This is a genomic window from Flavobacterium aquidurense, from assembly GCF_001404985.1.
Classification (GTDB): Bacteria; Bacteroidota; Bacteroidia; order Flavobacteriales; family Flavobacteriaceae; genus Flavobacterium; species Flavobacterium aquidurense_B.
In genome coordinates, this window is the sequence record NZ_JRLF01000006.1 from 325724 (window position 1) to 339227 (window position 13504).

A 13504-nucleotide genomic window follows, 5' to 3' on the forward strand; every position below is an offset into this window, starting at 1 on the left:
TTAGTCCACATTAATCCGGTCAAGAAATTCTTTGGTAATGGGCTTAACGTGAAAAGCAACCACATTGTTATCACTAAGGGATCGTGCGATATCTTCATTATCAATTGTTGAAGATATAATATAGGTTTTGCAATAATTTTTTAAAGTGGGGGACAGCTTATCGTAGGCTTGCATAAAATCAAATCCCGACATGACGGGCATATAAATATCGACAAATATTACCTGTGGCAAAGCGGCAATATTTTCCTGATTTTCCTGGAGATATTTAAGAGCCTTTGCTGCATCTGAATATTCTAAGACATTTTTCCCAAAATTGTTTTTAATGATCATGCGTGACGGAATATAAAGATCTATAATATTGTCATCAATAATCATTACGTTTTCAAATTTTGCTTGTGATCCTGTTATCATGGTTTCAAATTTTTTAGTTTGATAATAAATGTGGTTCCCTGCCCCTTCTCTGACTTTAATTCTATAGAACCCTGCAAAATTTCTATTGTATCTTTTACGATATATAACCCAATACCGGAGCCGTCCTTATTGCCGGAAATTCTAAAAAACATCTCAAATATTTTTTGATGATATTCTGGTGCAATTCCCACTCCGTTATCAGTGATATTAATGTAAAGATACTCTATATCTGAGGCGCCTGTTATTCTTATATATTTTCCTGTTTCTTCTTCTTTATGGTATTTTATGGCATTAGAAATAAGGTTTTCCAAGATGGTATTAAAGCGGAGCCTGTCTGTATAAAATGGCTGCAATTCTTTTAAATCAATTTCATAATTAATTCCTTTTGCTTCGCTCATAGTCTGAAGAGAATCCAGTATATCCGATACTGTTTCCTGAATCGAAATCTTTTCTATTTCAAGTCCTGTACGGTTGTTTCGGGAATAACTTAAAATATTTTTAATAAACTCATCTAAACGGTTGATACTATTGCGTATCATTTTAGCATGTACAAGAGTATCCTGCTCCTCACTTTCGTCTTCTATAAAAGAAAGGAGCCCAAGAATTGAGGTAAGTGGAGAACGTAAATCGTGTGATACACTGTACACAAAACGATCCAGTTCTGAATTGGTTTTGATAAGTTCTTTATTTCGTCTTTCTAAATTTAATTCTGCTTTTTTTCGATCAGTAATGTCGTTTGACAGGATAAAACGTGCCGGAATTCCTTCATAAATTATTTCATGTGCAATAACTTCTACTGGAATAACAGTGCGATCCTTCTTTTGATGATTCCATACCCCTCTATTAAAATTTGTTGCATTAATATCTGAAGAATTAAGGGATTTTATAAAATGATCTTTATCCTTGTCCGGTCTTATATCCAAAACATTCATCAAAAGGAATTCCTCACGGGTATATCCATATTGCAATACTGCCATTTTATTAACATCTAAAAATTTTAAAGTAACTAAATCAATAACCCACATGGGCATTGGATTATGGTCAAAAAGATAGCGGTACTTTTTTTCATTTTCTTTAAGGGTGTTCTGAGCTTTTTTATGTTCACTGATATCACGGACAAAGAGAAGCGTGTTTCCATCTTTTAGTTTTTTTGCAGACAATTCTACATCAAGCAAAATTCCGTCCTTTCTTTTAACTCTTCGTTCTTCCCTTATTGTTTTTCCTCTTTTTAACGCATATACTCTTAAAGGTTTTATCTTAAGATCTTCCTTCAAAAAGAAATCTGCTATAGAAAGCTCTAAAATTTCTGCTTTTGTATAGCCTAATTTATCACATGCATAATGATTTGCCTCTATGATTTTCATAGACTCATCCATAAAACAAATAGCATCACTTGCCTGTTCTATAAGTGAAGTATAGCGCAGTAAGCTCTCTTCTATTTTTTTGCGGGATAAAACCTGTTCTGTTACATCATTGCCAAAGAAAAGAATACCGTCAATAGTACCGTCAATACCTCTGTGTGCCTGATAAATGAAATTTAAATAAGTATCATGCAGTTTTCCATCACCGTGATAATCAAATCTAATGAGCATTTCATTGGCTGAAAAAGTTTCGCCGGTTTTATAAACAATATCTAAAAATTCAAAAATGCCTTGTGCTTCAAGTTCAGGCAAAACTTCTTTTACGGTTTTGCCAATGATATCTTTTTTCTCAATTAGATTTAAGTATAAATTATTTGCCAATTCATAAACATGATTAGGTCCTTTTAAAATTCCCATGCAAGCGGGAGCCTGCAAAAACAAATCATCGAATCGCTGTCTTTCAATTTCAAAGGCTTTTTCTAATTTTTTTTTATCGGTGATATCTTTGGCTATTCCATAGCTAATTTTATAGACATCATCCCAGGCGGCCGACCAGAGTAAGTGCACAACACTTCCGTTTTTATGAACATATCGATTTTCAAACATCGTTAACTGTACACCATTTTTTACATCATTCCCTGCCCCTTCGGTAATTTCAATATCATCATGAAATATAAAGTCCATATACTTTTTGCCTATTAATTCCTCAGGCTTATATCCTAAAATAATTTCTGATGCTTTATTCACATTTACAAACCGTCCCTCTTCATCATAAGAACAAATCAGGTCTAAGGAGAAATTTAAAATTTTATTATGCTCATTTAAGGATTTCTGAAGTTCTTTAGTCGTCCCGGAAAGTTTAATTTCTGCTATTTTACGTTCTGATATATCCTGATGTTCCATCAACGCCATAGTCTGGTGTTCCTGCTTATCGATATGCTGAAGTATAACCACAACTATTTTTTTTAAAAATCCGGCTCTTGTTTTACTAATAGACCTAAGTTTTCCTTTTAAAGGACTCAAGGCAGTATTAAATAACACAAATATTTTTTTGTGATAGGTGAAAATATATAATCTTTTCATTTTATATAATATTGAATTTTAATCCTTAAGTTTTATAAATTTGTTAAAATCCTCCTGTCTTCTTTTTGCAACAGGCAAAACTGTTCCGTTTGAAAGTTCACAGAAATAACCATCCTTTTTTGAGATCTTAACCACGTGACGAATATTAATGATATAAGAATGATGAATTCTAAAAAAATAATTATTGTCCAGAATAGCGGTGTATTCTCCTAAATTCCTGCTTGACATAACCTTACGTCCATTTACCAGAAAAAAATTAGTGTATTTTCCATCAGCCTGGCAGGATATAATTTCTGCCATGGGAATTAATTCTATTTTATCCAAAGAAGCAATGGCAACATATTCATTTGATTGTTTAATTGCGTTTAAAGTATTAACATTATTAATGTTTTGATTTTGGTATAAACGCTCCATTTCAATTCTTTTGATCACTTTGTAAACAGCTAAAATCATGGCATTAAAATCAATTGGCTTTAGGATAAAATCAATTGCATTGTGTTTAAATGCCTTCACGGCAATATTTTTGTTATTAGAAATAAAAACTAATTTGGGAATACTAAATTCCAATTGTTCAAGCATTTCAAAAAAGGCGTCATCCTGAAGTTGCATATCCAGAAACACGACATCAGGTTTGTTATATTTTATTACAGATATACCTTCAATTATAGAAAAAGCTTCACCGATTATTTTTATAATCATAAAGTTCTCTTCTTCAAATTTTTTCAAAATAAGTAAAGTGTCCGTTTGCTCCGTTATGATTATGGCCTTAATAGATGTCATGAGTTGTATGTTGAATGGATTTAGGTTTTATTTTTTAATGTTTAAAATAAATTAGTCATCTGATTTTTATCGCTTTAATTAGAAAAAACAATCTATAAACAGCGTATTTAAATTAAAACAATAATAGCGCACAGCCTGACACATTTACATTTTTTTGAAACATAAAGTAATAAGCGAGGATATATAAGAATAAACGAAAGCAAAGTGCTATAATGAGATGAATTCTCAGCAACAGTATTTTTAAGTGGAATTAGTGAGGAATTAACTGATCGTTTTTCAGTTACATCGTTTTTAACGACAACTATTGTGCCATTAATTATCTTTTAATAATTTAATTGATTGATTACTAATTAATTAAAACCAAAAAGAGAAAAAAGTTACAGTACTGCAAAACTTAACTACAGCTGTTTCTAAGATACTTTAACAACACTTTGTTTGCTTATCAATTTTTCTGGTCGCTATCTACAAAACCGGTTATACCTCATTAAAGATGGGTTGTTACTTATCATTTTCAATTCAAAATCCCTTCGTTTTTATTTGCAAACGAAAATCTATTTATTATCTCAGCTAATGTAAATGATACAGGTTGATGACAAAATCGTACGCAGATAAAAATGGGCAATGTTTTTTAAATTTTAATACTACACCGCAACTAATCAATATTTATGTTATGAAAAAGCCAGCTTCATGTTTACTCTTTCTTATTCCAATCATAGCCTTTTGTTCAAATCCTCCTCCTCCTGGTTTACCGGATGAACCTGTATCTGTACCTATTGACTCTATGATCTTTGTATTATTTGCCGCTGGTATTCTATTTGGCAGCTATATTATTTTCAAAAAAAACAGATCAATTTAAATCCGGACGATCAGCATACATTCAAACTATACTAAACCAAAAGGAATATGAAAAAAATTTTACTCGCATTATCTGTTTTAATTTTTATCAGGAGCGCTGCCCAAATTTCTGTAGGTTCAAATACACCAGTTTATGTAAAGGGCCAGGTGCTTTATGTTGGTCAGAATATAAATTTAAATTCTAACTCAAATCTTTATTTAAGAAACAATTCGCAGTTAGTACAGGGCACAGCCGGATCTTCTGCAAATACCGGAACAGGAATAATCTCGGTTTACCAGGAAGGGACTTCAGATAATTTTGATTATAATTATTGGTGTTCTCCAGTAGGAAACAATATAGCCTCCTTAGTCAATAATAATTTTGGAATTACACAACTTTATCAGCCCACAACTTCAACAGCATCATCTACTGCTGCTATATTGCCTGTAGGGAGTTACAACGGATTAGCTAACCCATTGACTATAGCCTCACACTGGATTTATAAATTAACAAATGCAAATAACTATTCGCAGTGGACACAAGTGGGAAGTGCCACTGCGATTCTACCGGGAGAAGGATTTACAATGAAGGGAACCAGTGGTTTTGACAACACAGATCCAGAGGGAACCGGAATTGTAAATAACCCGGGTATTGGCGCCCAAAGATATGATTTTAGAGGAAAACCTAACGACGGAAATATTAGCGTAGCTGTAGGTTCTAATGACGCAGCAACACTAACAGGTAATCCCTATCCATCAGCAATACATTTAAATGCTTTTCTATTGGATCCTGCCAATAGTGCAGCAACGGGTATCGCCTATTTCTGGCAGCAAGACAAAAATGTTAAATCTCATTTTCTGTCTGCTTACAGAGGAGGTTATGCCACCTACTCTCCTATTGATATCACATCTAATGGCGTCTATGTCGCTGCCACATTTAGATCATACAACACTGACGGAACTGTAAATAGTAATCCTCCAACCGGAACCAGTCAGGCAGTAGCCAGAAAATACCTTCCTATTGGGCAGGGCTTTTTGATAAATGGCAATTCTAACGGAGTAGTCACATTTAAAAATTCTCATCGCGTATTTTACAAAGAAGGCGGCACTTTGTCGCAGTTTGAAAAACCAGCAAGAAATTTAAACCCTAAATTAACTTATACTACCAAAAATGAGGATGATGCTGTGATCAATCCTCCTCTTGTTTATATAAAATTAAACACTATAATAAACAATGAGTTTACAAGACAGCTTGCAATAGCTTTTATTGCTACAGCGACTGACGGGATAGATAAAGGTATTGATGCAAAAAACATGGATGATGACCTTCCTAATGATGTTTCTTTTTGGATCGAAAACGGAAATTATGTAATTCAAGGTGTTAATTTCGATTTGTCTAAAAAAATTCCGCTTTCAGTAAAAGCAACACAAAATACAACCTTTAAATTTTATATCTCTCAAATCACGGATTTCGATGAATCGCAAAATGTTTATCTCTACGATGCACTCGATATGTCTTATCATGACATTAAAAATAGCCTCTACGAAGTCGAAGTCGTTCCCGGCACTTATACTGATCGTTTTAAAATAACTTTTACCAATCAGACCTTAGGAATAAATGATGAGGTAAAAACTAATTTCTTTATTTATCAGGATAATAAAAATCAAGTCTTAAAAGCGTTCAATCCAAACAATGAAATCATCAAATCATTTGTGCTTTATGACATGCTTGGAAAAGCCGTGATTACTAAAGAAAATTTAGAAGTCGAATCCAATTTTAATTTTTCTACATCAGGAGTGAGCTCCGGAATTTATATCGCAACATTCGTTACAGGGGATAATGTAAAAATTACTCAAAAAATTATCATCTCAAATTCTGCAAAATAGCAAAGTCTTTAGATTATAAAGTAGTAACACAAAATATTTCAAAATCTTAAATTAATAATCCAGAATTATGATCATAACCTCATATACTTCAAAAAATACTAGAACCATACTACTTTTGCTTTTGTTTTTTGTAACAATCTCAGGCAATGCACAAGTAGGTATTGGGACTGTTACACCCAATGCAAGTTCAGTTTTAGATATCGTTTCTACTACCCAGGGTATGCTCGCTCCCCGTATGACAACTTCGCAGAGAATCGCTATAGCAACACCTGCTGAGGGATTACTTGTCTATGACACTGATTTAAAATCATTCTATTATTATAGTGCTACAGCCTGGATTGCTATTAATAGCGGCGGAGGTCCAAGATTAAATTTTAAACGTCTCAGATCAACTGATAATTTAGCCGTCGTTCTGGCAACAGAACTTGCTGCTGGTGGCGGCGCAAAATATGTTTTGAGCTCTAATACATTATATGAAATAAATGGTACCGTAATTTTTGATTTTCCTATAGATCTCAATAATGCTTATATACAAGGATTAGATGCCAACGAGGATATAATTTATAAGTCATCAGGAATTATTTTTGACGGGACCACAGGCGGCAGCATTAGAAGTCTTACTATTTTAGCGCCAGGTGCAACTGTTTTTAATTTAAATGCCTCAGCATCGACCGCTACATTTTTACTTAGGGATACTGTAATTGCCAATGCTGCCAATATTGGAACGATATCCGGTTATGGATTAGTTTTTATGAGTATTGTCAATTTTTCAGGAAATACAAATGGTATTACGTATAGTAATATTGGACAATTGCTGCTCAGTAATCAAGCATGGTTTGTAAACAACTCCGGTACCTACGAAAAATTTACAGGAGCCTTTACTTTGATAGAAAAGCAAGGAGGCTTCCTTAATGTGGGTCCCGGAGCATATGGCCTGGATGTTTCGACAGCCGGACTCTCCATTAGTGGTGATGCTGTTTTAGAATCTGTAGTTTTTACAGGTGCCACATCGGCTAATTATGTTAAACCATATGCGCCCGCTTCAACTTACACAGGCTACAATTTTAGTAATGCATGGAGCGTTAGGGCTGCAGGGATTCCCACTGAAGCAGATACCAATGCAACCGGAGATTTTTCTATGGATGCAGAAACCGGAGGTGCTATACCACTGAACATGAGTGCCGGTACTCCCAGTACCAACGTACGAATATATTCACCATCAATTCCTACTGTATCGAGCAATTTATTTCGATTTTCAACCGATGCAACTTACAACAGATTGAAATATGTTGGTAAAAAGAAAAGAATTTTTCAGGTTTCAGGGGCTGTAAATTTTCAGGTTCCATCAGCGGGAACTTATATTGTTTATTTATATAAAAATGGCGTAGCAGTGCCACAATTTAAGTTTTATGGCAGGGGAACTGCAGCAAATGATATTGTCACACTGCCAATTAATGCCTCTATTGAATTAAACACCAATGATTATGTAGATTTTTATTTGCAGCGCTACAGCGGCAGTGATGGTGCCGATGTTCTTATTTCGAACATGACCATCATTATGAAATAGTTTCCTTAAAAAATCTGGTTGAAGCCCAAAATGAATTATTTATGAAGTAATATTTAATAAAAATAATTGTGTTAATTATACAACACTTAACCCGGATTGTATAATTTTTCTGAAAATTCCACCATCACCTTTACCACTTGGAAATAATCCAATTTAAAACAAAAACAAACAAATGAAAATTAAAAATTTACTATTCACCTTTGCTATATTATGTATCGCATTAATTACAGGATGCGAAAACGACGATTTTAAAGAAGTCGTTGGCGTTTGCCCTGTGGTACAGTCGACTACGCCCTTGAGTAATGCATTAAACGTTCCGTTGGGACAAGTCATTACCGCAACATTTAACGAAGAAATGGATCCGGGTTCGATTACTTCGACCACGTTTATTGTAACCGGAACATCTCCTATTGCAGGAACAGTTACGTATTCCGGAAAAACAGCATCATTTACCCCACAGGCTTTGCTTGCAGAGAATATGACCTATACGGCCAGAATTACGACAAAAGCCAAAGACGTAATGGGTAATTTTTTGCAAGTTGAATATGTATGGGTATTTTCGACCGGCGCAACTTTAAGACCTGTAGTTATTACTTCAGATCCTATTGATACGGCTATTGCTGTGCCTTTAAATCAAAAAATTTCGGCCACATTCAATATGGCTATGGATGCATCGACTTTAAACACTACCACTTTTAAAGTAAATCAGGGTATTAACGCTGTAACGGGAACAATCTCGTCTACCGGATCAACAGTAACTTTTGTTCCTGCAAGCCCTTTATTACCAAACAAAATTTATACTGTAACGATTAGTACCGGTGCAAAAAACACATTGGGTACTGCAATGGCAACACCATATACGTCGAGCTTTACAACAGATATGATACCTACGGTAACTGCGACAGACCCCATGAATAATGCTGTAAATATTGCCCTAAATCAAACTGTAACAGCTGATTTTAGTACTATCATGGATGTAGCCTCAATAAATACAGCAACCTTTACGTTGAAAGAAGGTGCTACAACAATTGCAGGTACAGTTTCTTATTCTGGCACTACCTCTTCGTTTAAACCGACTACTGCATTAGTATTAGGAAAAACGTATACAGCTACCATTACAAATGGAGCAAAAAGCGCAGCCGGAACACCATTGGCTGTTGATTATGTATGGAATTTTACAACAATATTGTTACCTCCTGCGCCAATCAACATAGATCTTGGTACTGCCGCAATGTTTGGTGCTTTTGGTGGAAACGCCGGAGTGACAAACCAAGGTTTAAATACAGTAATAAGCAATGGAAGCATAGGAACAACTGCTGCTTCAACCCTTATTACAGGATTTCATGACGGTCTTGTAATTTATACCGAAACTCCTCTAAATGTTGGAAATGTTACGGGTGATATCTTTACCGGACCTCCGGCTCCGGGAACAGCAACATCATTAGCCATTGCACAAAAAGCATCATTAGATGCTAATGCGGCGTATTTAAGTATTTCGCCAGCAGCAAAACCAGGTGGTTCAGATCCAAATGCAGGAGAACTAGGCGGATTGACATTAGCTCCGGGAGTATACAAATCAGCAAGCGGTACTTTTAAAATCACCAATGGCAACCTGACTCTCGATGCTCAGGGTGACCCAAATGCTACCTGGATTTTTCAAACTGCTTCAGGACTTACCGTGGGAATTGCAGGACCTACAGGTGCTAAAAGTGTTATAATGACAAACGGCGCCTTAGCCAAAAACGTTTTTTGGTATGTAGGTAGTGCAGCGACTATTAACAGTGCCGGTGGCGGAACAATGGTTGGAACTATTATCGCCAATTCCGGGGTTACTTTTTCTACCGCGGGCAATGCAAATCAAACAGTGCTAAACGGAAGAGCAATATCTTTAGTCGCATCTGTTACAATGGTAAACACAACCGTAAATGTTCCCTAAATAACACAACTCAATAGTATATCCCGTTTTCGAACGGGATTTTTTTCATAAAAAAACACCTAAATAAAAAGAAATGAAAACTAACATTAGTTTTAAATCAAAATTATATATAACGCGACTTTCAGATAAAGTTCTCTTAAACAAGTTCTTACTCTTAACTTTGTTATATATCGGGGCTCAAACAACGCTCCAGGCACAGGAAGTATATTACACCAAACCTTCATGGTTCTTTGGTGTTGCCGGTGCAACCAACTACAGTTTTTACCGTGGTTCAACCAATCAGCTTAATTCAAATTTGACTCCGCCGGTCACGTTTCATAATGGCGAGGGAGCCGGACTTTATCTGGCGCCGTTAGTTGAATTTTATAAACCAGATACAAGATTAGGTTTTATGTTTCAGGCCGGTTATGACAGCAGAAAAGGTTCTTTCGATCAAAAAATTACGCCTTGCAACTGTCCCGCAGATTTATCTACAGGATTAAGTTATATTACTGTAGAACCAAGCATTCGTTTTGCACCTTTTAAATCTAATTTTTATGTATACGCAGGTCCGCGTTTGGCCTTTAATATTGATAAATCATTTAAATATACGTTAGGAACAAATCCTGCCTATCCGGATCAGGAACCGTCTGAGGCAGTAAGAGGCGATTTTGATCATATCAGCAAAACGCTTATTTCTATGCAAATTGGAGCCGGTTATGATATTCCGTTATCCTCGCAAAATCATAAAACACAATTTATTTTGTCTCCTTTTATAAATTTTCAACCTTATGTTGGGCAACATCCCCGCACGACAGAAACCTGGAATATAACGGCTCTTAGAGTTGGTATGGCACTTAAATTTGGACAAGGAACTGCAATCGAAACACCTCAGGCTCCGGAGTCTAAAGTTCAGTTTTCTGTAAATGCTCCTAAAAATATCCCGGGAGAAAGAAGTGTTCGTGAGGTTTTCCCGTTACGTAATTATGTTTTTTTTGATCTTGAGTCCAACAAAATACCAAGTCGTTACAAATTATTGAAAAAAGAAGAGGCAAAAGATTTTAATGAAGACCAGATTGGGATCACAGCCAGTACAAATTCATCAGGTCGTTCTGCAAGACAAATGGCAGTTTACTATAACGTCATTAATATTCTGGGAAATCGAATGGTAAAAAATCCTGGAGCAAATGTTACACTTGTTGGTTCGTCTGAAAAAGGAACTGAAGATGGTGCTGCGATGTCTGAGTCAATCAAAACCTATTTAGTGAGTGTATTTGGAATCAGTGCATCGAGAATCACCACTAAAGGGCAGTTAAAACCAGCCATTCCGTCTGAACAGCCCGGAGCCACAAAAGAATTGGTTTTACTTCGCGAAGGAGATCGCAGGGTTTCTATCGAAAGTAATTCGCCTGAATTATTGATGGAATTTCAAGCTGGTCCTGATGCCCCATTAAAACCTTTAGAGCTTGTCACTGTACAAGAAGCGCCTATCGACAGTTATATTACAATCGATGCTCAGGGTGCGCAAAAAGCATACTCGTCATGGTCTTTAGAAACTACAGATCCAGACGGAAAAGTAAAAACTTTTGGTCCTTATACTCAGGAAAAAATAAGTATTCCCGGTAAAAGCATTATGGGAACCCGCTCTGAGGGTGATTATAAAGTAAAACTGATTGGTACAAACAAAAACGGTACTACCCAGGAAAAAGTTACCACTACACATATGGTATTATGGACGCCTGCCAAAACAGAAGAAGGTCTTAGATACAGCATACTTTTTGAATTTAATAAATCAAAAGCAATTGCTATGTATGAAAAATATTTAACAGATGTTGTTACGCCTAAAATACCTAAAAATGCTCTTGTGATCATTCACGGTCACACTGATATTATTGGTGAAGAGTCGTATAACCTTAACTTATCTTTAGAAAGAGCCAATGAAGTAAAAGGCATTATAGAAAAGACCTTGATAAACTCAGGCAGAAAGGATGTGAAATTTGAAGTACATGGTTTTGGAGAAGACGAAAATATGTCGGCTTTTGAAAACAAACTTCCCGAAGAACGTTTTTACAACCGTACCGTAATAATTGACATTATTCCCTCAGTAAAATAAAATTTAAATTTTGGTGTAAACCAAAATAGGCTTCGCTAAGGTTCACAAAGCCACGAGTTCACAAATTTTTATACTATATTGAGCACAATTATTAAATCCCCATTCTTGACGAACGGGGATTTTTTTATGTTTTTCCTCTTATGTACTATCGTATTCTAAAGCTTAGATATGCATATTTATTATGCCAGACAATCCATCTGAACCTTATTCCTGATTTTCTCTACTCCCCTTTCTTTTATTAGCGCCACGGCATCGAGCATTTTGGTTAAATGAATGTAAGGCGTCGTTAGGTCTGTGTCAGGATCTCCGGCACGGGGAGACAATGAAAGCTCCAGGATTAAACATAGAAATAATTGAAATTCTTCGAGTGTTTTTTCATCAAATGCGTTTTGAAATACAATAAAAGGATTGTCGTATTCTTCCTTGGTTAGTGAAGAAAGATGAAGAACTGTTTCTGAGTGCAAGGAATCCTTTACTTTCCATTTTTTGCGTTTCTTTTTCAGGCAGTAACACACTTTAAGCAAAGATTTGATCACGGTATACAACACAAAAACACCCGAAGGATTGTCTTGTTGACACACTTTTGTTTTATAGCTGTAAATTAATACCTCGGTTAAATTTTGCTTGTAATAATCAAGATCTGCAAAGTCAAAAAGGGAATCGATTGCCTTAAATGGGTTTCCTGTTACAAAGCTTGACCAAAAACCAGTGTCGAACGATATTTTATTCTTTTTCATACTCAAGGAGATTTAAAATTCTTAAGCGAAGTTCCATTCTTTTAAAAAGATAAACTATTCTAAAAAAAGATATATTATCTTACAAAATATATGTTTTACCAGATATTTTTTTATCTTTGAAATTCATGCTTTTTAATCCAAATGGCTTTATCTTTGAGCCTTTAGAAAATAGATATTCATTATGGAACAGAAAATACATCAGGGGAAAAACGTAAAGCGTTTCAGAGAAATGCTTAACATCAAGCAGGAAGCATTAGCTTATGATCTGGGAAATGACTGGAACCAGAAGAAAATTTCTATGCTGGAGCAGAAAGATGTAATTGAAGACAATCTGTTGAAACAAATTTCGGCAGTATTAAAAATTCCAGTTGAAGCTTTTCAGAATTTTGATGAAGAACATGCGATTAATATAATTGCAAATACATTTACTAATAATGATAGTGCAATTGGTATTCAGAAGAATGATAATTGTACGTTTAATACAATTGACAAAATTGTACAATTATATGATGAAAAAATTGCGTTGTATGAGCGTATGTTGAAAGAGAAAGATGAAATGATGGCGAGGCTTGAGAAATTGATAAATAAATAATTGTTTATAAAGATATATTAATGCAAAAAAGAGACTTCAAAAGTCTCTTTTTGTGTATTATTTAAATAAAAAAATATTACAATTAATTATATTACTTCTTTTTTTTAAATTTAAACTGTAATACTTCCAGATTTAAAAACTAATCTCTAATTGGGATTTTTTTTTACAATTATTTACTGAAAACCCAAAAGATTTTTCGATATTTATTAGTGAGATAAAAAATA

The 13504-nt window shown here is 34.9% G+C and carries 9 protein-coding genes; 5 read left to right on the top strand and 4 right to left on the bottom strand.

What is annotated here, in order from left to right; translation table 11 throughout:
• From RC62_RS03145 to RC62_RS03155, 3 genes are read right to left on the bottom strand one after another with little or no spacing between them, the layout of a single operon-like run.
• On the bottom strand, positions 1 to 411 hold the full coding sequence (locus tag RC62_RS03145) for a response regulator (protein ID WP_055092528.1): 411 nt from the start codon (positions 409 to 411) through the stop codon (positions 1 to 3).
• On the bottom strand, positions 408 to 2855 hold the full coding sequence (locus RC62_RS03150; RefSeq protein ID WP_055092530.1) for a PAS domain S-box protein: 2448 nt from the start codon (positions 2853 to 2855) through the stop codon (positions 408 to 410). Before RC62_RS03150 ends, RC62_RS03145 begins: the two co-directional genes overlap by 4 nt.
• Before the next feature lie 18 nt (positions 2856 to 2873).
• Positions 2874 to 3635 carry a LytR/AlgR family response regulator transcription factor gene (locus RC62_RS03155; RefSeq protein WP_055092532.1) on the bottom strand — a complete coding sequence of 254 codons (762 nt, stop codon included), beginning with the start codon at positions 3633 to 3635 and terminating at the stop codon, positions 2874 to 2876.
• A 903-nt stretch (positions 3636 to 4538) separates the two neighbouring features.
• On the opposite strand from RC62_RS03155, the gene RC62_RS03165 reads away from it, so the two are divergent.
• The 4 genes from RC62_RS03165 to RC62_RS03180 all read left to right on the top strand — a co-directional run bounded on the left by RC62_RS03165 (position 4539) and on the right by RC62_RS03180 (position 11951).
• Positions 4539 to 6356, top strand: a complete 1818-nt coding sequence (locus RC62_RS03165; protein ID WP_055092536.1) for a T9SS type A sorting domain-containing protein — start codon at positions 4539 to 4541, stop codon at positions 6354 to 6356.
• Between the two features lie 67 nt (positions 6357 to 6423).
• A complete protein-coding gene (locus tag RC62_RS03170; RefSeq protein ID WP_245176769.1) occupies positions 6424 to 7923 on the top strand; it encodes a hypothetical protein in 1500 nt (499 codons plus the stop codon).
• A 172-nt stretch (positions 7924 to 8095) separates the two neighbouring features.
• Positions 8096 to 9859 carry an Ig-like domain-containing protein gene (locus tag RC62_RS03175; RefSeq protein ID WP_055092538.1) on the top strand — a complete coding sequence of 588 codons (1764 nt, stop codon included), beginning with the start codon at positions 8096 to 8098 and terminating at the stop codon, positions 9857 to 9859.
• 73 nt (positions 9860 to 9932) lie between these two features.
• Positions 9933 to 11951 carry an OmpA family protein gene (locus tag RC62_RS03180; RefSeq protein WP_055092539.1) on the top strand — a complete coding sequence of 673 codons (2019 nt, stop codon included), beginning with the start codon at positions 9933 to 9935 and terminating at the stop codon, positions 11949 to 11951.
• Positions 11952 to 12130: 179 nt separating this feature from the next.
• Here RC62_RS03180 and RC62_RS03185 read toward each other — a convergent pair whose 3' ends face one another.
• Positions 12131 to 12688, bottom strand: a complete 558-nt coding sequence (locus RC62_RS03185; RefSeq protein WP_055092541.1) for a hypothetical protein — start codon at positions 12686 to 12688, stop codon at positions 12131 to 12133.
• Positions 12689 to 12869: 181 nt separating this feature from the next.
• On the opposite strand from RC62_RS03185, the gene RC62_RS03190 reads away from it, so the two are divergent.
• Positions 12870 to 13280 (top strand): helix-turn-helix domain-containing protein, encoded by a 411-nt coding sequence (locus RC62_RS03190; protein WP_055092543.1) that lies wholly within the window; start codon positions 12870 to 12872, stop codon positions 13278 to 13280.
• Positions 13281 to 13504: the final 224 nt, after the last annotated feature.